21 protein-coding genes are annotated in these 22826 nt (G+C 55.6%); 12 read left to right on the forward strand and 9 right to left on the reverse strand.

Annotation, left to right across the window (positions count from 1 at the left end):
• Positions 1-5: 5 nt before the first annotated feature.
• The 4 genes from HB631_RS14365 (at position 6) to HB631_RS14380 (ending at position 4284) form a co-directional block, all read left to right on the forward strand.
• Positions 6-860, forward strand: a complete 855-nt coding sequence (locus tag HB631_RS14365; protein ID WP_213991848.1) for an ABC transporter permease — start codon at positions 6-8, stop codon at positions 858-860.
• 15 nt (positions 861-875) lie between these two features.
• Positions 876-1901: an ABC transporter ATP-binding protein gene (locus HB631_RS14370; protein ID WP_213991849.1), complete on the forward strand. Its 1026-nt coding sequence runs from the start codon at positions 876-878 to the stop codon at positions 1899-1901.
• The gene (locus tag HB631_RS14375; RefSeq protein WP_213991850.1) at positions 1898-2926 is read left to right on the forward strand and encodes an ABC transporter ATP-binding protein; all 1029 of its coding nucleotides are present in this window, start codon (positions 1898-1900) and stop codon (positions 2924-2926) included. The genes HB631_RS14370 and HB631_RS14375 overlap by 4 nt, the downstream gene beginning before the upstream one ends.
• Positions 2927-3000: 74 nt before the next feature.
• Positions 3001-4284 carry an arsenic transporter gene (locus HB631_RS14380; RefSeq protein ID WP_213991890.1) on the forward strand — a complete coding sequence of 428 codons (1284 nt, stop codon included), beginning with the start codon at positions 3001-3003 and terminating at the stop codon, positions 4282-4284.
• A gap of 21 nt (positions 4285-4305) precedes the next feature.
• Here HB631_RS14380 and gutQ read toward each other — a convergent pair whose 3' ends face one another.
• From gutQ to HB631_RS14415, 7 genes are all read right to left on the reverse strand, one after another.
• Positions 4306-5331, reverse strand: a complete 1026-nt coding sequence (gene gutQ, locus HB631_RS14385; RefSeq protein ID WP_213991891.1) for an arabinose-5-phosphate isomerase GutQ — start codon at positions 5329-5331, stop codon at positions 4306-4308.
• 94 nt (positions 5332-5425) lie between these two features.
• On the reverse strand, positions 5426-6199 hold the full coding sequence (locus HB631_RS14390) for a DNA-binding transcriptional repressor (RefSeq protein WP_213991851.1): 774 nt from the start codon (positions 6197-6199) through the stop codon (positions 5426-5428).
• Between the two features lie 99 nt (positions 6200-6298).
• Positions 6299-6658, reverse strand: a complete 360-nt coding sequence (gutM, locus tag HB631_RS14395; protein WP_213991892.1) for a transcriptional regulator GutM — start codon at positions 6656-6658, stop codon at positions 6299-6301.
• Positions 6659-6792: 134 nt separating this feature from the next.
• Positions 6793-7572: a sorbitol-6-phosphate dehydrogenase gene (srlD, locus tag HB631_RS14400; RefSeq protein ID WP_213991852.1), complete on the reverse strand. Its 780-nt coding sequence runs from the start codon at positions 7570-7572 to the stop codon at positions 6793-6795.
• 22 nt (positions 7573-7594) lie between these two features.
• Positions 7595-7957 carry a PTS glucitol/sorbitol transporter subunit IIA gene (gene srlB, locus HB631_RS14405; RefSeq protein WP_213991853.1) on the reverse strand — a complete coding sequence of 121 codons (363 nt, stop codon included), beginning with the start codon at positions 7955-7957 and terminating at the stop codon, positions 7595-7597.
• Positions 7958-7978: 21 nt separating this feature from the next.
• Complete coding sequence (locus tag HB631_RS14410; protein WP_213991854.1) at positions 7979-9016, reverse strand: PTS glucitol/sorbitol transporter subunit IIB; 1038 nt, start codon at positions 9014-9016, stop codon at positions 7979-7981.
• Positions 9017-9031: 15 nt separating this feature from the next.
• Complete coding sequence (locus HB631_RS14415) at positions 9032-9580, reverse strand: PTS glucitol/sorbitol transporter subunit IIC (protein WP_213991855.1); 549 nt, start codon at positions 9578-9580, stop codon at positions 9032-9034.
• Between the two features lie 375 nt (positions 9581-9955).
• Between HB631_RS14415 and HB631_RS14420 the strand changes: the two genes are divergently transcribed.
• The 7 genes from HB631_RS14420 to HB631_RS14450 all read left to right on the forward strand — a co-directional run bounded on the left by HB631_RS14420 (position 9956) and on the right by HB631_RS14450 (position 19059).
• On the forward strand, positions 9956-11164 hold the full coding sequence (locus HB631_RS14420) for an MFS transporter (protein ID WP_213991856.1): 1209 nt from the start codon (positions 9956-9958) through the stop codon (positions 11162-11164).
• Positions 11165-11470: 306 nt separating this feature from the next.
• Positions 11471-12121: a response regulator transcription factor gene (locus tag HB631_RS14425; protein WP_213991857.1), complete on the forward strand. Its 651-nt coding sequence runs from the start codon at positions 11471-11473 to the stop codon at positions 12119-12121.
• Complete coding sequence (locus tag HB631_RS14430) at positions 12121-13929, forward strand: ATP-binding protein (protein WP_213991858.1); 1809 nt, start codon at positions 12121-12123, stop codon at positions 13927-13929. Before HB631_RS14425 ends, HB631_RS14430 begins: the two co-directional genes overlap by 1 nt.
• Positions 13930-14292: 363 nt before the next feature.
• On the forward strand, positions 14293-14487 hold the full coding sequence (locus tag HB631_RS14435; RefSeq protein ID WP_213991859.1) for a hypothetical protein: 195 nt from the start codon (positions 14293-14295) through the stop codon (positions 14485-14487).
• Positions 14488-14617: 130 nt separating this feature from the next.
• Complete coding sequence (gene argG, locus HB631_RS14440) at positions 14618-15955, forward strand: argininosuccinate synthase (RefSeq protein ID WP_213991860.1); 1338 nt, start codon at positions 14618-14620, stop codon at positions 15953-15955.
• A gap of 208 nt (positions 15956-16163) precedes the next feature.
• On the forward strand, positions 16164-17675 hold the full coding sequence (locus tag HB631_RS14445; RefSeq protein WP_213991861.1) for a toxin glutamine deamidase domain-containing protein: 1512 nt from the start codon (positions 16164-16166) through the stop codon (positions 17673-17675).
• A gap of 142 nt (positions 17676-17817) precedes the next feature.
• A complete protein-coding gene (locus HB631_RS14450; RefSeq protein WP_213991893.1) occupies positions 17818-19059 on the forward strand; it encodes an FAD-dependent oxidoreductase in 1242 nt (413 codons plus the stop codon).
• A gap of 194 nt (positions 19060-19253) precedes the next feature.
• On the opposite strand, the gene HB631_RS14455 is transcribed toward HB631_RS14450, so the two are convergent.
• Both HB631_RS14455 and HB631_RS14460 read right to left on the reverse strand, forming a co-directional pair.
• Positions 19254-20213 carry a 2-hydroxyacid dehydrogenase gene (locus tag HB631_RS14455; RefSeq protein ID WP_213991862.1) on the reverse strand — a complete coding sequence of 320 codons (960 nt, stop codon included), beginning with the start codon at positions 20211-20213 and terminating at the stop codon, positions 19254-19256.
• Positions 20214-20581: 368 nt separating this feature from the next.
• Positions 20582-20851, reverse strand: a complete 270-nt coding sequence (locus tag HB631_RS14460; protein ID WP_213991863.1) for a DUF1471 domain-containing protein — start codon at positions 20849-20851, stop codon at positions 20582-20584.
• A 644-nt stretch (positions 20852-21495) separates the two neighbouring features.
• On the opposite strand from HB631_RS14460, the gene HB631_RS14465 reads away from it, so the two are divergent.
• The gene (locus tag HB631_RS14465; RefSeq protein ID WP_213991864.1) at positions 21496-22152 is read left to right on the forward strand and encodes an MgtC/SapB family protein; all 657 of its coding nucleotides are present in this window, start codon (positions 21496-21498) and stop codon (positions 22150-22152) included.
• Positions 22153-22826 lie beyond the last annotated feature (674 nt).

Consider the following 22826-nt stretch of genomic DNA (forward strand, 5'->3'; position numbering starts at 1 on the left):
AACCGATGGCACGATGGCTCGGCAATAAGCTGCTTTTGACCGGCGGCACAGTGGTTCTGGCGATGTTGGCGGTTTCGCTGCTCACCCTGGCCATCAGTCCCTATGATCTCTACGCTCTCGATCCCCTGAGCCGGCTAAAAGCGCCGGATGTGCATCACTGGTTCGGCACCGATAACTTTGGCCGGGATCTCTTGATCCGGGTGGCTTTCGCCATCCGGATTTCTCTGGCGGTGGGGCTGTCGGTGACGCTTTGCGCCGGCGCGCTGGGCATGGTCATCGGCTTATTGTCCGCCGGCTATCGTCTGGTGGATCTTGTCGCCATGCGGATTTGCGACGGCCTGTTCGCCTTCCCGTCATTATTATTGGCCATTGCCATCGTGGGCATCCTGGGGCCGGATACCGCTAATGTCGTGCTGGCGTTATCGCTGGTCTATATCCCCTCCGTCGCCCGGGTAGTGCGCTCGGCGGCCCTGTCGGTAAAAGAGAAAAATTACATCGAGGGATTACGGGCGCAAGGGGCCAGCGATCGGCGCATCATCTGGCTGCATATCATGCCCAACGTCCTGCCGCCTTTTATCGTGCAGATGACTTTTATCTTCTCCGTGGCGATACTCACCGAGGCGGCATTAAGCTTTCTCGGCTCCGGCGTTCCCGCGCCGATGCCCAGCCTGGGCAATTTATTGCTGGAGGGGAAAAAGGTGATCTTCACCTCTTGGTGGATGACCTTTTTTCCGGGCATGTCGATTATCTTTCTCATCCTGGCGCTGAATCTGCTGGGGGATGGTTTGCGGGATCTGCTGGATCCGAATATCAAACCCCTGTCCCGAAGCGTCATCCGGCGGCTCAAGGCAAAACGTTAATCCAAAAGGTATGTTATGACCAAACAGCCCCTGCTGGCGGTGAATAATCTTACGGTGAGCTTCGCCACCGGCGAGGGAATCGTCGCGCCGGTGCGCGGGGTAACGTTTCAATTGGCTGAAAATGAAACCCTGGGCATCATCGGCGAATCGGGCTGCGGCAAAAGCGTAACCGCCGAGTCGATCATGGGGCTGTTAACGCCGGCCATATCCGACGTTCAGGGAGAAGTCCTGTTTAGAGGAAAGGATTTACTGTCATTATCCCCCAAGGGGCGCCGGGCCGCCCGGGGCAGCGAGATTGCCATGATTTTTCAGGATCCGCTGTCCAGTTTGAATCCGTTGATGACCGTGGGCGGGCAAATCGGGGAGAGCCTGCGGGTACATAGGCGGCTTGGCGGCAAACCGCTGAGAGAGCGGGTTATCGCCTTGTTGCATCAGGTGGGAATTGTGGATCCGGCGGCATGCGCCGCCGCGTATCCCCATGAAATTTCCGGCGGCATGCGCCAGCGGGTGATGATTGCCATGGCCATTGCCTGCGATCCCGCCCTGCTCATCGCCGACGAGCCGACCACCGCCCTGGATGTGACGATCCAGGCGCAAATCCTGGCGTTGCTGGATAAGCTTAAAGCGGACCATGGCATGGGTATCATCCTGATTACCCACGATCTCTCGGTGGTGGCGCTGATGTGCCGGCGGGTGCTGGTGATGTATCTCGGCGAAATTGTCGAGGAGGCGGATGTCATGACGTTATTTGATAGCCCCTTGCATCCCTATACCCGCGGATTGATGGCCTCCATGCCGACGCTGGGCGGACAACGTAAAATCCCGCTGACGGAAATCAAAGGCAGCGTCCCGCCCCTCACCGAGCCGGCCACCGGCTGTGGTTTCGCTCCGCGCTGTCCTTATGTCAAGACGCTTTGCCGCCGGCAACCGCCGCCGCTGTTATCGGTGCAGGCCGACACCGACGACGGCGCGTCCGCTAACAGCCTGCACGGGGTCCGCTGCTGGCGAACCGCCGACATGCAAAGGGGAATGCCGGAATGAACCACAGCCCATCGGCCGACGGCACGCTCACATTGCCGGAAAGCCTCAACTCTTCAGACCATGACGTCCATCCTTTGCTGGAGGTCAGGCATCTGACCAAACGATTCCCCGTCCGGCAGGGTTTTGCTTCCCGTTGGTTCAACGCGGTGGATGACGTGAGTTTTCATGTCCGCGCGCGGGAGACCTACGCCCTGGTGGGGGAATCCGGCAGCGGCAAAAGCACCACCGGCAGGACAGTGTTAAGGCTGGTGGAAGCCGGCGCCGGGCAAGTGCGTTTTGACGGAAAAGACGTTTTCACCCTGCGGGCAAAACCACTGCGTGAATGGCGTAAAGAGGTCCAGATGATATTCCAGGATCCGTTGTCCTCCCTCGATCCCAAACGCAGTATCGGCTACAGCATCGAAGAGCCCCTGATTATCCACCGTATCGGCACCCGGCGCGAGCGGCTGGAGCGGGTACGTCAATTATTGATCCGGGTCGGGTTCACCGCGGCGGATGCCGGGCGTTATCCGCACGAATTTTCCGGCGGCCAGCGCCAGCGGATCGGGATCGCCAAAGCCCTGATCCTCAATCCCCGGCTGATTATTTGCGACGAACCGGTATCGGCGCTGGATGTCTCCATCCAGTCGCAAATACTCAACCTGCTGATGGAGCTGCAACGGGAGCAGGCGCTGTCATATCTGTTTATCGCCCACGATCTCAGCGTGGTGCATCATATCGCCGACCGCATCGGCGTCATGTACCGGGGACGCATCGTCGAGGAGGCGCCGACGGAAACGCTGTTTTCCTCTCCACGGCATCCCTACACCCAATTCCTGCTGGCGTCGATTCCCCCCACCCATCCCCGGCTGAAAAACACCGGGTCCCTGCCGGTTATCACCGACACCGGCGGCCCGCGGCGGCGACAGGGAGGCTGTGTCTTCAGCGACCGGTGCCCTTATGCCAGGCCCGCATGCCATGAGCAGACACCGCCGGAACGGCAGGTAGGGCGGCAACATCGGGTCGCCTGTTTTTTATATCCCTAAACGCCACCACCCACACTATTGCTATTATTATAGCTACGTACTGAATAATCATAAAAAATGAGAGTGTTATGGGTTTGGCGCTGGCGGTAGGGATATTTATCCTGACCATTGTGTTGGTGATTTGGCAGCCCCGCGGCCTGGGCATCGGTTGGAGCGCCTGCCTGGGCGCGCTGCTGGCCCTGCTGGCCGGAGTGGTGCATATCGCCGATATTCCGGTGGTCTGGCAGATTGTCTGGAATGCGACCATCACCTTTATCGCGCTGATTATCATCAGCCTGTTCCTGGACGAATCCGGCTTTTTCACCTGGTCGGCGCTGCATGTGGCCCGCTGGGGCAAGGGACGCGGCCGGCGCCTCTTCAGCTATATCATACTGCTGGGGGCGGTTGTCGCGGCGCTGTTTGCCAATGACGGCGCGGCGCTGATACTGACGCCGATTGTGATGGCCATTTTGCTGGAGCTGGGCTTTAGCCGCAAAGCCACGCTGGCCTTTGTCATGGCGGCGGGTTTTATCGCCGATACCGCCAGCCTGCCGCTGGTGGTATCCAATCTGGTGAACATCGTCTCGGCGGATTTTTTCAAGCTGGGCTTCAATCGCTACGCATCGGTGATGGTGCCGGTGAATATCGTGTCGGTGCTCGCCACCCTGGTGACCCTGCATCTGTTCTTTCGCCGTGACATTCCGGCGGCCTATGATGGAGGATTACTACCGGCGCCAAGAAAAGCCATCCGCGACCTGCGCACCTTTAAAACCGGCTGGTGGGTGCTGGTCCTGCTTTTATGCGGTTTTTTTGGCCTGGAACCGCTCGGCGTACCGGTCAGCCTCATCTCCTCCCTCGGCGCGGTTATGCTCTATCTGGCGGCGCGCAAGGGGTCGGCGATCGATACCGGCAAAGTGTTGCGCGGCGCACCCTGGCAGATTGTTTTTTTCTCGCTGGGCATGTATCTGGTGGTCTACGGCCTGCGCAACGAGGGGCTGACGCATTTATTATCCGGCTGGCTGAATGACCTCGCCGGCCGCGGATTATGGGTCGCCACCCTCGGTACCGGTTTCCTGACGGCATTTTTATCGTCGGTAATGAATAACCTGCCCTCGGTGCTGGTGGGGGCCTTGTCCATCGACGGCAGCGCCGCCACCGGCGCCATAAGGCAGGGAATGATTTACGCCAACGTGGTGGGCTGCGATCTGGGGCCGAAAATAACCCCCATCGGCAGCCTGGCCACCTTGTTATGGCTGCATGTGCTGGCGCGGAAAAACCTATCCGTCACCTGGAGCTATTATTTCCGGGTCGGCATCATCATGACGGTGCCGGTGCTGTTCGTCACCCTGGCCTCGCTGGCGCTGGTGCTCTCCTTCTGACCCAAGGGGAAGAGACCGGTTTCAGCCAATGCCCGCCTGATGTAAATCATGCAGATTTATCGCCCCCACCAGGCGTCCCTCCTCGTCCACCACCGGCGCGGCGGAAATATGCTGCTGATGCAGCGCCTCCAGCGCGGACCCGGCGCGCCATTGCGCCGGCAATAGATACCCCGGCCGGCTCATGGCGTCACTGATGGGTTCGTCCAGCGTACGGCCTTTCACCAGCCAGCGCCGTAAATCGCCGTCGGTAAAGACCCCATCCACCCTCAGTCGTTCGTCGCATATCGCCACCAGACCCAGACCGGTGCGGCTAAGCTCCAGCATGGCGTCCATTACCGTGCCCTGCCGGGCAATCATCGGCAATCGTTCACCGCTGCGCATAAGGTGATGAACCCAATTCAGCAGCCGCGCCCCCAGGCTGCCGCCGGGGTGTGAACGGGCAAACTGTTCGGCGTTGAACCCGCGAAAACGCATCAGCGCCATGGCCAGCGCGTCCCCCATCATCAGGGTATTCACCGCGCTCGAGGTGGGCGCCAGCCCCATGGGGCAGGCTTCCCGCTCTACGCCCACATCCAGCACACAGGCGGCGGCCAGCGCCAGCGGCGAACCGCTATCTCCGGTGATGGCCACCAGGGGGATCGCGCTTTCCGCCAGCAGCGGCAAAATCAGGTCCAGCTCCCGGGCACGGCCGGAGTAAGAGATGAAGACCACCACATCCTGCCCACCGATCATGCCTAAATCGCCGTGCAACGCTTCGGCCGGGTGCACAAAAAACGCCGGCGTACCGGTGCTGGCCAGGGAGGCGGCGATTTTCTTGCCGATATGCCCTGATTTGCCCATGCCGGAAACCACCACCTTGCCCCGGCAAGCCAACAGCAACCGGCAGGCACGCACGATACCGCCGTCCAGGCGATCCCGCATGCGCCGCGCTTCCGCCAGCTCGATATCCAGCGTCTCCCGCGCATAGGACAACAAATCGGCATCGCTGCCCGCCGGCTGTATGACATAGGGCTGCTCATCGTTTTCGCTACCCACCGCCTGCGCCATACGCGACAGATTATCGGCATCGCTGCCCGGCGCTTGAGCCGCACCCGACGAATCATCGTGAACAGCAGCCGCCTGACCGCGGTTTCCTCTGTCTTCACTCATCGGTCTCTCCCACCAACAGGACGTTAATGCCCTTCTCCCGCAATGCCGATAGATAAACCTCATTGATATCACGATCGGTAATCAGTAAATCCACCGCGCTCAATTCGCACACCACATTGGGGCTTTTGCGGCCAAACTTTGACGAGTCCACCAGCAAAATTAATTGCTTGGCCGCCCGGCACATCGCCTGGCTCACCGTATGCACTTCATTGAAGGTGGTGACGCCGGCGACTAAATCGACCCCGTCGGCGCCGATAAAGAGCTTGTCAAAGCTGAAATGTGAAAACGCCGCTTCCGCCAGGCTGCCGTGAAAGGAAGCGGAGTTTTTACGATAAGTTCCCCCGGGCATCAGGATGGTCTGATCGTTATCCAGCTCCACCAGCTCGTTGACAATGGTTAGGCTATTGGTCATCACGGTGATATTATTGAATTGCGCCAGATAAGGCACCATTTGCAGCACGGTGCTGCCGGCATCGAAGATCAGCGAGTCGCCGTCGTTAATCAGACCGGCGGCCCGACGGGCAATCTGCCGCTTTTTAGCGGTATTGATATGGGTTTTGCGATCGATGGGCTGATCGCCCTCTTCCCTGCTTAACACTACCCCGCCGTAGGTTCGGATAACCGAGCCCTCTTCTTCCAGCAAGGTCAAATCTTTGCGAATGGTGGTGCCGGTGGTGGCAAAGCGGCTGGCAAGCTCATCCACCGAGGTCTTACCGTGGCTTTGCAGATGCTCCAGAATCGCCGCATGACGCTGCTTTGGTTTCATAACGATTTTCCCGCCTACATGAGTGAATACTCCCCCACAGACCGTGAAACCGGTTTTGAATATTTCAAATGAAAGGAAGTATCTTTTAAAATGAAAATATCATGTTTTCGGTTTAATCGCTAATAAAAGTGCAGTTTGACATGTCCGATCTTTCGGAAAAATCACATCCGGGTTTAACCGGGATATGTGCAAACCAATTAACGCCGGCAATCGCCGCGGCCGGGCAAACACCGTCAGGCCCCGCAGCATAAAGGCATCACAGACCCGCTCATGCCGATCAAAGGCCAAAGCCAGCACTACCCGCGCCTTGAAACGACCGGCGGAACGGCCCACTCCCACCGTCGCTCCTTGACGGCATAAGGCATCATAAGCCCGATTGAAGCGGTGGATCTGCCAGCCCCCCAGTACAATCTGACCGAGCCAGGCCAGCGCGGCCAGGGTAATCAGCAGGGTGGTCATGTTCATTATCCGTTCTCCGTTGGTCTCCACAAAAGATTCCCGGCCAGGGTCATCAGCAGGGGGCACGTTTGTCATCCATTCTCCATGGGTCCCAACACAAAATCCCCGGCCAGGGAGCTCCGGGAGACCGTAACTCAGAACATCACCTGCCCGCCGGTGATATTAATGGATTGACCGGTGCAGTAACAAGCCTTGTCGCTGGCGTAAAACAGCAGCATATTCAGCACATCCTGATATTCGCAGCCCCTTTTCAGAGGCACCTTGTCGATATAATACTTCTCCACCTGGTCGGGGCGGATGCTGAGTTTTTCGGCGTACTGCGGCAATAACGACTGAAACATCGGCGATTTCAGCAAATTACCCAACATAAGCGAATGCACGGTAATGCCGTATTCCGCCAGATCCAACGCCAGGGACTGGGTCAAGCCCACGCCGCCGAACTTAGCGGCGCTGTAACCCGCGTTATGCTTGCTGCCCACCTTGCCGGATTTGGAGTTTATCTGAATGATTCGACCGGCGATGCCGTCGCGGATCATTAATTTGGTAAATTCCCGTGCGCAAAGGAAGTATCCCACCAGATTCACCTGCAGGGACAAATCGAAATCATCCAGGTTAAACTCCGTGATGGGAGCCGCCTTGGCGATACCGGCGCTATACACCAGCAAGTTTACCTGACTGAATTGCTCATCCACCGCCCGCGCCAGCCGCAGCACGCTCTCTTCGCTGGTGGCGTCGGCCTCAAAGCCCTCCGCCGTCCCGGCCCCGAAATGGGTATTGATTTCCGCCGCCACCTGTCGGGCATGCTGCGCATTCAAATCGGCCACCGCCACCCGGTAACCGGCCTCCGCTAAACCCGCGGATAAAAAGGCCCCCAAGGTCTGACCACCACCAATGACTACCGCAACCTGCTTCATAAACTTCTCCTGCACTCTGTATTCAAGCCAAAATCATTAACGTGCTGCCGACGGGAATATCCGCCGGGGTAAGGCCGGACACATGCACCGTCCCCGGGTACTCCGCCTGTTCGGCGCCGTCGAAACGGATCGTGATATGCCCCAATTCGCGCAGGTTCCGGTCGGCCACCGACCCTACCGCGGTAATGGGGAATCGACTGCCCCCAAGCTGCAGCGTCTCGCCGGGCTGCAAGTCACCCTGGCTATCACCTGGGCGGTGTATAAAACAAAAAGATTCAATATCCTCCGGCGCGCCCTCGCGAAAGGTGATCACCATATCCTCCGCCAGGGAGTCCCGGGCGTAGTCGCCGATGCGGGTAAACGTGGTTTGGTAAATAATATTCATGACGGCTCCTGAACGGCTCAATCAGTGATAGATAAAACCCGATACCGCCCAGGCCAGCAATACCGTGGGCGCGCCGGTAAGAAATCGGCCCACCAGCACCGAAGGCACCCCGACCCGCACCGTATCCTGCTTGGCTTCGGCCAGAGACAGTCCCACCGGAATGAAATCGCAGGCCGCCTGTGCATTAATGGCAAACAGCGCCGGCAGCGCCAGATGCGGGGGGATATGTCCCTGGGCGATTTGCACCCCCACCAGCACGCCGATAACCTGTGCAATCACCGCCCCCGGGCCAAGGAAAGGCGACAGCAGCGGGAAAGAGCAAATCAATGCCAGCGTCACCAACCCGATGGGACTATTGGCCAGGGGCGTCAGGCCGTGGGCAATGAAATCTCCCAGGCCCGAGGCGATGATGATGCCGATCAGCGCTGAAACGAACGCCATGAACGGCAGGATGGTTTTCAACACCGTGTCGATGGTTTCACGTCCGGCCTGGAAAAATACCGCCACCACCGAGCCCATGCCCATGCCGATTTTCGCCAACAGTCCGTCGCTTTGTTCGGTGATTTTTTTACTGGCGTCATACTCTTTACCGGCGAAGGATCGGTTATCTTCAGCCGGCGCCGAACGGTGCTCAGCCTGAACGGCGGCCGCGTCGTCCGGTAACGGCACGGCGGCACAGGACATCGGGTCGTCGCGCAATAATTGAATATTTTTCTCCCGTACCCCCGAGACATAGATATCTTCATGGATAAATTGCGCTAGCGGACCGGAACGGCCGGTGGAATGGATATTCACCGTCGGGATACGGCGTTTGGGATAGATGCCGCAGCGCAGAGTACCGCCGCAGTCAATGACGGCCACGCCAATCTCATCCGCCGGCGGCTCGCCCTCTTTAAAACCGTCTATCGCCGGCCAGCCGGTGAGTTCACTCAACTTGTCCACTATCGCCGGCCGGGTACCGGCGGTGATGTAGACCACTTTTTTGCCCGGTACCGCCTCGATAAGTAAAGGACCGCCCCAGCCGCTTTCGCCTTTCTCTATACGAATAAACTTATTCATCCCATTCTCCTTGCTTCAAAGCCGGACATGCTGATCGAGTTGGATATGCATTTTGCGTTCAAAGACAGTTGTGGTCAGATCGGTAATCCAGCCGCGAAAAAAGTTGGTGAACATACCCACCAGCAAATAGCTCACCGCCAGCGGTCCCAGGGGTAAATTAAGGGTGGTCAGGCCGTTGGCGATACCCAGGTAGACAAAGAGTTCGCCGGGATTGATATGGGGAAACAGGCCGTTCATCGAATGGCAGCTGTAGGACGCGGCGGCATAATAGCTGGGTTTGTATTTCTCAGGCATAAAGCGGCCCAGGCTCAAGGTCATTGGATTGCAAAACACAAAAGTGCCGATAACCGGTAAAAAGAGGTAGCGGGATACGGGATTGCCGGCGCAACGCTGAGCCAGGCGTTCTATTCTGCTTTGGCCGACAAACACGATCAGGGCATTCATGATCACCAGCAGGCTGATCAACAGCGGGAGTATGCCGGTGACCATCCCGACGAACACCGACCCTCCTTTTTGGAACAGGCCGATAAACCACTCGGCTCCATGGGCTATGACATCAAACATATCTTCTCCTTGGTTCACTTAAGCGGAAAACAACAGGATAGCCAGGCGCTATGTTGTTAATTCGATGCTTAAGGTAGCCAAGATGCTCTTTCATTTATCAGATGCACATCACAATTTAAAAGTTTAATCTTTTATTATGAAAGTTTATCTTTATATTTTTTTTCTAAATGAAATTTTTTAGTTTCATTTGAGATGATATTACCCGTTTGTGCGTATCCGATTCCCCCAGGCTGGACAACCCCGGTCAAACGTCATAGCGTGCTTACTTATCCGGCCTTCAACGGCCAAGACCGTTGCCGCCGGTTCAATTTTCGCAAGGATCCCGGCGGGCAGGTTACCTTCAACGCCATGGGTCATATGCCGTACGGATAATTTATGATGTCAGACCATCGCTTAGGCCACCCTCGGCCGCATCCTCCGCTGGTGGGGGTCACTCTGGGCCTGTTACTGGTTTTCATTGCCGCCAACGCCCCGGTGCCGCTCTATATCCTCTGGCAACGGCAAATGAGTTTCCCTACCTCCGGGATCAGTTATATTTTCATCTGCTATAACCTTGGCGTGTTGTTATCGCTGCTGGTTGCCGGCCGGCTGTCGGATATCCATGGCCGGCGCGCGGTGCTGACGCCGGCGCTGTTGGTGGCCATCGCCGCCTGCGTCTGTTTTGCCTTTGCGCAGAACATGCTGTGGCTTATGGCCGGGCGGCTATTAATCGGCTTTGCCAGCGGCGCCTTCGCCAGCGCCGGCACCGCCGCGGTGATTGAAGCGGGGGTGCGGCGCGGCTATCGATTCGCCCCGCTGGTGGCCAGCTTTACCACGGTGATGGCGTTTGGCGTCGGTCCCTTGCTGTCCGGCGCTTTTGCCCAATTCGCCCCGCTGCCCACCCGTTTGATTTTCCTGCTGCTGATCCCCTGTCTGGCGGCGGTGTCGTTATCGGTATTACGCATCCCGCCGCCGGAACCGGTCACCGGCGCCAGGAGAAAATCCTGGTTCCAACTGCCCCGCCTGCCTGAGCACAATCGGGGCATTATTCTGCTGGCCATCATGATATTTTCCGGTCCCTTTGCCCTGTCGGCGCTGTTTATCTCCCTCGGACCAAGCCTGCTGGCCGGATTGCTGCACAATGACAGCCGTCTGCTGGCGGGCGCCTGCGCCTTTGTGGTGTTCGGCGCCGGGGCCATGGCTCAGCTCACCCTGCGCCGCTGGCGACTGTTCACCACGCTTCTTGCAAGCCAGCTGCTCGGCCTGCTGGCGGTGGTGCTGGTGGTAAGCGCCGAATATAACGCCTCCATCGGCCTGCTGCTGGCCGCCGCTCTGAGCGCCGGTTTCGCTCAAAGCCTGTCGCAATTCGCCGGTATCACGCTTATCAAGCAATACGCGCCGCCGGACGAGCTTGCTGGGGTCACCGGCACATTTTTTTTCGGCGGCTATATCACCGCCGGGGTAACCGTCGGCGTCATGGGCGTTGCCGCCAGTACCTGGGGATTACAAATCGGCAGTGAACTGTTTGTTGTGCTGTGCACACTGGTGATATTCGTCGCCCTGGCGGGCGCATTCAAGGTCATGAGAAAACCCATAACGGCCTGAGACCCTAAGTAAATGGGGTGATAATAGTCTGAAAATTTAGCCTGAAGAGTCCCTGTTTTAGCAAGCGGAACGCAAAGGGCGCTGAGCTGAGCACTATCTCACCTTCCTAATTCAGTCATTCCATGCAAAACTGATTTTAGTAACTGATCATGCTAACTAATTACACCGCGCCAGGTTTCTCGCTATCTTCTGAAAAAATTGAAAAAACCAGCGCAAATCCAGTGATCAATCATGCCGCGCCGTGAGCGGAGCGAATAGTAAGGCTTAGCGGATGAGTTGCAAAATTCTTTTTTTTATGGCGCCATCATGAAGACATTCAGCATCAGGGTATTATTGGTTGAAGACGATGAATCTATGCGTTCGGAATTCGAGTCGATGGTAACGACCCACCCTAATCTCAGTTTGGTGGGCAGTGTGGCTACCCTGACCGAAGCCAGAGCCTTGTTGCGGCACACCGTTCCCGATGTCGCTATCATTGACCTCGGCCTGCACGACGGCGACGGTATCGAACTGATCAAAACGCTACAACAGCAAATCTATCCCACCGCGGTACTGGTGGCCACCATATTCGGCGATGAGGCCCACGTAATACGGGCCATTGAGGCCGGCGCGCGGGGCTATCTGCTCAAAGATACCTCCATCGAGGATTTCGCCCGGGCGGTGGAGCTGGTGCACGCCGGCGGCGCACCCTTGTCGCCTCAGATTGCCCGCTATCTGCTTAAACGTTTCGAACCCGCCGAAAAGTCCGCTGCCCCGGCGGGGCCGGATAGTCTCACCCTGCGGGAAATGGATATCCTCAAACATATTTCCCAGGGTTTCTCCGTGGCGGAGTCAGCGCGCATGCTGAGTCTGTCGAGCCATACCGTGGCAACGCATATCAAGAATATCTACAGCAAATTAGCCGTCCATAACCGGGTAGAGGCGATCATCCAGGCCAGGAACAAAGGCCTGATATAATGAGGGGGGCCACACTGAAAAAACCGGTGCCCCTTTTTATCCTCGGTATTCTGTTTACGCTGTTCTGGCTGATGCCGAAGGCGTCAGGCGCGGTGCAGTTGCTGCCCCATGAAATTAACCGGTTGGATCGGGCTGAACTTATCGTCGGCACGATACGCCAACCGCAACAGCCGCCGCTGCAACCGGGCATCCAAGTCTCATTACCGGATAACTGGCGTATTCGCGACCCTCAATTCAGCGGCATCGTCTGGTATCGTCTGCATTTTAATCTGGCCCGACCGCCTGAATGGCCTTTGGGCCTGTATCTGCCGCATCTTTCCGTCGCCGGCGAGATCTGGCTTAACGGCTCGCTGCTCAATCCCGGCGTACGCTTCGGCTCTCCCGGCGGGAAACAGGTGCGGGCGATGAACGACCGACCGGTTTTTATCGTGCTCCCCGCCGGTTTATTCCGGCCCGGGGATAACGTACTGGCCGTCAGGCTGTTGGGGGACAGCTCGGTACGCAGCGGCCTGTCCGCCATCACCTTAGGCCCGGCCATGCGTCTGCATCGCATCTACTTTCAACGCTACCTGCTGCAGGTGGTTACCCCCTATGTTCTGCTTATACTGGTGGCCGGATCGCTGTGTTTTTTGCTGGCGTACACCTGGCAACAGCGGCGGCTTTTTATCATTCAATTTGCCCTGGTGGTCTCGGTGGCCACCCTGCTGAGTTATATCCTGGACATGAGACTATCCCTGGGCGCTCAGCAGGCCCTGCGGACGATAACCACCACTATCATGTATTGGGCCTTATGCGTGGCGGGCTACCGGCTTGCCGACATCCGGCTGCGCGGGTTTCTCCCGCTGCTGCATGGCCTGACGGCCGTCACCCTGGCGTTTGTCCTGGTTGTCCTGCTGCTCGGCGAGGCAACGGACCGCATTTGGCTCGTCACCTGGCCCCATGTGCTGATTCGCCTGGTGCCCATCGGCCTGCTTATCTTTCGCGGCTGGCAAAGCCGCGGGGTTAAATTCATCGCCCTGGGGCTGACTGCGCTTTTCTGGAACGCCACCGTTGCGCAATCCTACTTTATCATTATGGATTGGCTGCCCTGGGACAGTTGCCGCTTAAGCATCGCCGGCGCGCTGCCGTTCTGTCTGGTCATGATCTTTTATTTCGCCGAACGCTTTATTGCCAGCCGCGAGGGGAGCCGCCGCGAACAGCGGGCGGCGATTATCGCCGAGCGCATGCGCATCCTGCAGGACATGCACGACGGCATGGGCGCGCAATTGATCACCGCGCTGCGTCTGGCGCGGCGTGAAGACGCCGACCGGGAGGATCTGGCCCGTCATATTGAAGAATCACTCCAGGATCTCCGATTGATTATCGACTCGCTGGATATGACCGAGCACGACCTGTTGCCGTTATTGGGCAATCTGCGCTTTCGTTTGGAACCGCGCCTGCAAGCGCTGGGTATCCGACTGGCATGGGATGTCTCGCCCATACCTCCCCTCGCCTATCTGACGCCGGAATCTGCGCTGTCAGTGCTGCGCATCGTACAGGAAGCGGTCAATAACGCCTTGCAGCATGCTCAACCGACGCTTATCACCATTTCCGTGCAACCCCGGGACAACACCGTCATCATCCGGGTGGCTGACAACGGCCATGGAGTCATACCGGAGGACCGGCGTCCGGGCTCTCGGGGTCTTAACGGCATGCAGACCAGAGCCGACAAACTGGGGGTCCGTTTGTTTATCCGGGGGGGGTCGCAAGGCACCGAGGTTGCGTTGTTCCTGCCTTTATTGGCACAGGGCTTGTCAAGGCAAAAATGAGAATGCGAATACCTTGAACAGGGTATGCGTTGGCGGTATAAAATGCGTAAGCTTCGCATCATTGACGTTTTTGCTTCCCTTTTTGGGATCTCGGCAATGCCAATCTGTCATTGGGGATTGGTGGTACAACAATAGACACTACACACAGCATAGTAACAACCGCTCTTTATTTAACTAGGTGATAAAATGCAAATCATTTTACCGGTTATTGGATTAGTCTTGCTGGTTGCATTAATGGTTTTTTCATTATTAATGCATCATAGGAATAAAAACAAAACAAGATTACCTAATAGATATACCGAATTAAGAAATAAAAAAAGAACGCGGCTGTTTCATTGATTACCCGAATTTAGCTCAGGGTTATTGATTGTACAGCTGTTAACCATTACGCTTTTTTTCGGCCATCGGCCTGCCTTCGTGCAGGCCTTTTGCCATGTGCCGCAAAAGCCGGATATCGGCGCCGCCGGCACCACTCCCACCCATCACGCCGCCCCCACGCCGACAGCGACAAGAAATGCTTTGCTCGACAGGGTGGCGTTCCTGCGCCAGTTTCCTTAAGATGAACCTGGCGGCCGGATAACGGCAACATCCGATCTGCAAAAAAGTTTGACCCGCATGGCTTCAGAGGCTACGCAATGCCGGACGATTGAACATTTTGCTGTACATATTTCTTATAGGGCTCACATTAATGGAAACGATTCTCAGGCACCTCCCCGTCAACCAACGCGTCGGTATCGCCTTCTCCGGCGGTCTGGATACCAGTGCCGCGCTGCTCTGGATGCGTAAAAAGGGGGCAGTGCCTTATGCCTATACCGCCAATCTCGGGCAGCCGGATGAAGATGACTACGATGCCATTCCCCGCAAGGCGCTGGCGTATGGCGCGGAAAAGGCCCGGCTGATCGATTGCCGGGCGCAGCTGGTGGCGGAAGGTATCGCCGCCCTGCAGTGCGGCGCTTTCCACAACTCCACCGCCGGTGTGACCTACTTCAACACCACGCCGCTGGGCCGCGCCGTGACCGGCACCATGCTGGTGGCCGCCATGAAAGAAGACGGCGTCAACATCTGGGGCGATGGCAGCACTTATAAAGGCAATGATATCGAGCGGTTTTATCGCTACGGCCTGCTGACCAACGCCGAGTTGAAAATTTACAAACCCTGGCTCGATACCGATTTCATTGATGAACTGGGGGGGCGGCAGGAAATGTCCGAATTCATGACCCAGGCCGGTTTTGATTACAAAATGTCGGCGGAAAAAGCCTATTCCACCGATTCCAATATCCTGGGCGCCACCCACGAAGCGAAAGAACTCGAGTTCCTCAATTCCAGCGTTAAAATCGTCAACCCGATTATGGGCGTAAAATTCTGGGATGATTCGGTACGGGTCCCCGCCGAGGAAGTGACGCTGCGTTTCGAACGCGGCCTGCCGGTGTCCATCAACGGTGTGAGCTTCGCCAACCAGGTTGAATTGATGCTGGAAGCGAACCGGGTCGGCGGACGCCACGGGCTGGGCATGAGCGATCAAATTGAAAACCGCATTATCGAAGCTAAAAGCCGCGGCATTTATGAAGCCCCCGGCATGGCATTGCTGCATATCGCTTACGAACGCCTGGTCACCGGAATCCACAACGAGGACACCATTGCACAATACCATGCCAATGGCCGCCAATTGGGCCGCTTGTTATACCAGGGCCGCTGGTTCGATCCGCAGGCTCTGATGCTGCGCGACTCGTCTCAACGCTGGATTGCCAGTGAAATCACCGGCGAGGTGACGCTGGAGCTGCGCCGCGGCAACGATTATTCCATTCTCAATACCGTATCGGACAACCTAACCTATATGCCGCAACGCCTGACCATGGAAAAAGGCGATTCGGTATTCTCGCCGGAAGACCGCATCGGCCAGTTGACCATGCGTAATCTGGATATTGCCGATACGCGGGAAAAGTTAATCAACTACATGAGTACCGGCTTGCTTTCAGCCGCCGACGACACCGGCTTGCCCCGGCTGGACGATAAAAACGGCAAATAGGACATGATTTTTACTGATAACCGGCGCGGCATTATCAGCGTCGGTTATCAGCCGCCGTTGGCAATACCCGCTTCTCCCCCCCTTTATCCTATGAAAAATAAACGTTGTATTCACATTTCACTTATAAAGTCCCCTCTACTGAGAAAATAATTGACGTCGATAAATATCTTTTTAAGAATCCATGTCTATGGTGAAAAAGGGATAAGTCATGTCGAAAATAATTTTCCAGCTAAACTTTTGTAATTACAAAGAACCAACAATTGAAAAAAACAGATATTCTCTGACAAATAATAATCCTATTAATAAATCGACTCGCTTCTATAATGTATTAAAGGTGCCTGGAAATCCCTCTGCAAGGAGATCCAAACCCATTGTTCCATGGAGTCCTTCACAAGGGTCTATAGCGGAGTGGAAGGCAACATCAGGTATGGGTCGGGTGTCGGAAAATTTAAATAACGCCTGCAATCTTGACAATTGCCCGCAAAAAAAGCCCACCTGTTTAATCGGCGGGGATTTTGTCGCGTCAGGCATAGCCGATAATAAAGTTTGCAATAAAGTCATTAATTCCGATTTAAATAGTTTCGAAAATGCAGGTCAATTTAATGATACGGATCGGCATGTTAAAAATGACATTCACAGACCCTCCGGGATTAAGGTGCTCTCGGAAATGCCGCCTGTACCTGACCATCGCGATGCTGATTATACCCAGCACTTCAATATTGCTTCTTCAATAAATCTTGCGAAAAATAGTCCTGTTACGGCTTTAAATAATTTTGACTCTCAGGCGCAGAAACCTCTTTTCTCCACGGTATTACCCGTTACCAACAGTGGCAACGTTGATTCAATCGCCCCGGCCACGAACCGCACGGGTTGCCAAACGCAGCATCTTTCCGAGCAAAACGCCGCCAGCAAGGGGGTAAATGTGGCCGACTCACGCAACGATGCCTCTGGAACGGAAGAAGGGTTCGACCATTGCGATGGTGCCAGTGTATCAGACGTCGCAGATCGCATTTCCGAAAATAAAAATAAAGCGGCAAAACCCTCCGGGAATATCACCACCGCCAACGTGCCGCCCCCGCCAGGTTATGGCAAGGCCGATTATTCCAATGAGCTGAAAAAGTATATCCCCGACACGCTGATACCCATTGTCAACCAGCAAGGCAAAGCACCGCTATGGCTGCGGCCGCTGGCCGCCATCGCCTCATGGTTTGGTTATTACGGTGTCGGGCAAACCAATTGCCTGTCCTGCGCCGCCTCGGTCGCGGACACCCTGAAGCAAGGAAAATTGTATCAAGCCTTCCCGACCCAGCGTGGCGGCAAACCCAGTGATTTTAACACACTGCAAGAAACTATCGACGACGGCAAGGTCTCGCTGATGGACTCGGTGGTTCGGTTGGCTTCCCACCTGGCAAACTCCGGCGATCTTAACATCGTGCTGACCATCAAACGGCCCCCGTCGCTTTGGCGTAATATGTTCCGCTGGGTGGACGGCCATGCCTGCAATATCATTAAAGCCGGCAATAATATATTTTTAGTGGATGGGCAGAAAAAAGTTCACACTTTGTGCAACCTAAGCGCAGATCACGAGCTGTCAACCGAACAGGCAGACGCGTTAATCGCCAAGCTGGCAGCCAGGATAACGCCCGAACTTAAACGCTTTGTCGGTGCCGTGGATTCGACCGACAGTGCCTGCCTGACCCTTTACAATGTCGGTTGGTGAACGCCAACGCCATTACTGGCAACGTTCAAAAAGATTCCCCGGCGCTCTTCCGGTGCTCTTATGATGAAAAGCAAATAGTCTTGCAAGACAGAAGATGATAAGTATTATCATTTATATCCGTCCTTTTCACGAGTATCTCGGGATGAACAATGCGGGACTTCCACCCTCGATAAAAACCGATTGCTGCATCGTCGGCGGCGGCCCGGCCGGGTTAATGCTGGGCTATTTACTGGCCAGGGCCGGCGTCAACGTCACGGTGTTGGAGAAACACGCCGATTTTTTACGGGATTTCCGCGGCGATACCATTCATCCCTCGACCCTGGAAATCATGTATCACCTCGGCCTGCTGGAGGACTTTCTTCGCCTGCCCCACCAGCGGGTGGAAAGATTGAGAGGGGAATTTCACGGTGAATCCATCACCCTGGCGGATTTTTCCCGTCTGCCCACCCGCTGCAAATTCATGGCGTTTATGCCGCAGTGGGATTTTTTAAATTTTCTGGCGCGGCGGGCGGTAAAACTGCCGGGATTTACCCTGCGGCAGTCCACCTGTGCACGGCAATTATGGATGGAGGACGGCTTTGTCCGCGGAGTCATATGCCAGGGTCCCGACGGTGAAACGCTGCGGATCCGGGCCAAACTGGTGGTGGGCACCGACGGACGGCAGTCTATGGTGCGCCAGGACGCCGGCCTTCCCCGCCGTGAATTCGGATCGCCACGCGATGTGGTCTGGATTCGGGTAGAGAAAGCGCTCGGAGACCCCGAGACGGACAGCGGCCACGGCGGACCAAAAAAGAATTTTATCATGCTGGATCGGGGAGAATACTGGCAGTGCGGATACAGCATCGCCAAAGGGAGCTTCGGGATCCTGCGTCAGGCGGGACTGGAGCCTTTTTTACAGCAGGTCGCGCAGGTATCTCCTTTTGACGTTTCTCGCCTGTCACGGGCTGTGAACCAATGGCATCAGTTAAAACTGCTGGAAATCCGTATCGACCGACTGGACCGCTGGGCCGCTCCCGGCGTACTGTGCATTGGCGACGCCGCTCACGCCATGTCACCCATCGGCGGGGTCGGCGTCAATCTGGCCATTCAGGACGCGGTGGCGGCGGCGAATATCCTCACAGGACCGCTGTTGAAAGGAAAAGTCAGCCTGCGGCAGCTGGCTCGGGTGCAGCGACGCAGGCATCTGCCCACCCTGTTCACGCAGAAACTGCAATTGATGATGACCGGTAGCGCCGATAAACCGCAAAATCCGCCCCGCACACCCTCGGCCATGGAGAAATGGCTGCGCCGTCAATCCTGGTTGCCGCATATCGCCGGGCGCATCATCGGCCTGGGATTTCGCCGCGAGATACCGAGGTTATCCCTACGCCAACAATCCCGCTGACGCACGAACAGGCCATCATCCGCTCGCCAATACTTTCACCGGCGTACAACGAGCCCATCCGAACGCAACGAATCCGTCGCAGAACGAGGGGCCATCCAATGAATCCGCCGCTGAACGAGGGGCCATCCGAACGCAATGAATCCGCCGCTGAACGACGATGCGCATCACGGCCGCCGTCGGTCGATTCCCTAGGTTTACTCTGTACCCATACCCGGCACCGGGGACAGCACAGGCTGCCCGGCGAAATAACGGGACAGGTTCTCCAGCACCCGCTGGAACATGGCCGCCAGTGCTTCCGGCGAACGCGCCGCCACATGGGGCGTCAGAATAACGTTATCCAGCTGCAGGAGAGCCTGCGGCACCTTCGGCTCGCCTTCCAGCACATCCAGCGCGGCGCCGGCGATGGCTTGCTGCCGCAGGCTCTCAATCAGCGCATCGGTATCCACTACGCTGCCCCGTGAAATGTTTATTAAAAACCCCTCCGGACCCAGTGACGCCAGTACCTGTGCGTTGATAAGATGCCGCGTCTGCGCGCCGCCGGGGGTGGCCACCACCAGGAAATCCGCCCATTTCGCCAGTTCTTCCACCGTGCGGCAGTAAAGCAGATCGCTGTCAACCCGTGGCCGCCGATTATGGTAGGCCACCTGCATGCCGAATCCCGCGGAGCAGCGTTCGGCGATTTTTTTGCCGATATTACCCAAACCCAGGATACCCAGGCGCTTGCCGGTAAGCTGCGGTCGGATCTGGCGCAACTGTTGCCATTGCCCTCCCCGCACCGCCCGATCGAGACTGACGACATTGCGGGCGATGGCGGCGATGAGCGCCACCCCGTGATCCGCCACCGAGGTATCGTTGGTGCCGGCGCCGTTGGTCACCATAATGCCTCTGGCGCGGGCGGCATCGAGATCAACCTTTTCGTATCCCACCCCCTGGCAGCAGATAATCCGCAGGTTAGGAAACGCGGCCATATCCTCGGCCCGCAGACCGATGGAGCCGATGGTCAGCAGCGCCTGAATCTCGTCGGCATCCCCCTCGGGCAAAATCGGACTGCGATCGTTTTCCCGCAGGGCCGGACGCAGAACAAAACCGGCCCGTTCAAAACCGGCGCGAAAAGGCGGGGCAATATCCACATGCAGTAACAAAGCGATAGGCATTTTTATCAGCATTTTCCGTATAGAGGTGAAGCAAACATAACCTGAACAGACGACTTTTAGAAATATGGTTATGCTATTTGATTATACTTCCATACACTTTGCTACAGTTTTATCGTTCTTTTGAACCTTTCCACCGGCCTGCCTGCGGTCAAGGGATGGGCTAAACGTTATTCGGATTAATGTTAACGAAGCCGGAGCGCGCCAAGGCATAGGGCAAAATGGACGTGACGTCGGGGTGTGTAGGGTAACAGAGAGGCAAGCACGGTATTTTCACAACGAATCGCCGGCGCTAAAAAGCGCCGGCGATTGCCCACTGATTTCATCATTTAATGCTGCCGAAGTTTATCGACATTATTTATCGGTGTCTTTTACCTATAGAGATCCGCGTTGCCTATCCAGTCGCTGGATTTACCGGGATTGGCCACCTCGATCACCCGGAAATAGGGCGCGTTCTGTTCAGCGGCTTTACGGGCCAACGCATGTACCACATCGTCGGGAGAACCCTCCAAGCCCGAAACGGATATGCGTCCAATCTCCTGATGGCTTGCGGCCTCGGTGGAGTTTAACTCTTGGGATGCCAGTGCGGTAAAGGACACTGTGCCAACGATTGCTGTTAAAAAATAGGGTAATATTTTCATGGTTATTCTCCAACTAATACACTGCATATAATAGCTATGTCATTACCCCTTCCCCTCGCGTAATAATCAATTTTCACGGGTGCGGAGGAAACGTAGCGGTTAGGTTAATAATTAGCTTAAAATCTGTAGTATAATAGCCTGCCTGTGTAACCGGCTTTATCAACAGAAATAGATAAATGGAATTGATGTATTTCTAAAACGTTTTATCCGCTCTATGAACTGCAACCGATGTTAAAAACCGACAGACAAAATCGGCATATCCCATTTATAGAACCGAACTTTTTTAGCAAAAAATTGCTGTTTTTTAACCGATCAATCCATATATCATTTCTATCAGACATGCGGGGTGACAGAATGAAAGATAAAATACAATAAGTCGCTATTTATTTACATTCTTACGATTTTAAAAATAATTTTAGTTAAAATGACATAGTATTTTATCGGCCGAACCAATCCGCATCCTATAGGATTATTATTATCCAATGTACAGTAATTTTGCAAATTTAAACTATCTTTGGAACACTCACTGTAACATTTTATCATCAACATCCATGATTGAAGATGCGGCCAAAACAATCGATACTGACGTCTACCCGGTCAGGATATGGCACGGGATAAAAAAACCGACCTAAGGGGATGGAGAAATGAACACTGAATTACTGCTGCGTATTGCCCTGGCCGGCGCACTGGGAGCGTTAATCGGCGTGGAGCGACAGCTGAGGGCCAAAGAAGCGGGCTTGCGCACCCATATATTGGTCTGTATCGGCAGTACGATGTTTATGATCGTGTCTAAATATGGTTTTGGCGATATTCTGGCGGAGCATAATATTGCCCTCGACCCCAGCCGGATCTCCGCCCAGGTGGTCAGCGGCATCGGGTTCCTCGGCGCCGGAACCATCATGCTGAATAAGCAATTCGTCAGGGGCCTCACCACGGCGGCGGGTCTGTGGGTCACGGCGGCAATCGGCTTGATTGTCGGCAGCGGCATGTATGCCATCGGCATATTCGGCACCATCATGACGCTGCTGGTGTTGGAAGGTATCCGACAGATAAGTGCCCGCCTGATGGGGCACCGTTATCTGCTGATGATCTCATTAACGCCCGGCAGTATGGATACGGCCATGCAAACGCTGCGTAAACTTCGCGTCCGGGTGGTGCGCTCAAGCGTTACCCGCAATGAAAATGAAAATAAGGACTGCAAATTATCCATGGAAATCATGCTGCATGCCAAATACAAACCCAACGATATTTACAGCCAGCTCTTGGCCATCGATGGCGTGCATAAAATAGATATTCGCTAGCGGGCAAGACAGCATAACGCCGAGCCCAGCCCAATGCTGGGCTATATGCCGGGCTATGCGTTGACAATCAATGCATGCCCACCGGCAATCGGCGCAACGGCGTTTTGTGAGTTTTGCACTAATCTGTAAAGGAGTGATAGCATATTTTTATTAATAGTTGCAGCCATTACATTATTGCTTTCAGATTACTCATCCAGCCATTCCTTAGCATTTTTACTCATATTTTTCCGAAGGGGAAAATACCGTCTGTTTCCGCGAGAAATCATCCATCAGCCAGAATGCCGTCTTTTCCCGGAGTATGCCTGGCAAACATCCGTTGGCAGAGCGGCTAATGCCGCCGATGTCGGCCATACCAGTTGGTTTTTGATAACCAATACTTTTACCCTCGGATAAATGATTATCTGTGACGGCGGTTTAAGTCAGGGGATAATAACCGTTAGAGATTATTCAGCATAACCTCGTGCTTCCACTTCATGCCCGCAAAGATGCAAGAGATAATATTGGCTAATATATTTCGTGTAAAATCGCCCATCCCACATCGAATTGGGACGGGGACGGAAATGAGATTTATTGCACCTCCATCGGCCGGGTGGACGACGCTTGGTTAGCATCGAGTCCCTATGTCCGGTTTTTCCTGTACGCCATGATCGAGCTAAACCCTGAACATGCTCAAG

Origin of the sequence: Sodalis sp. dw_96 (assembly GCF_018449575.1) — a bacterium.
In the GTDB taxonomy this organism is placed as follows: Bacteria; Pseudomonadota; Gammaproteobacteria; order Enterobacterales; family Enterobacteriaceae; genus Acerihabitans.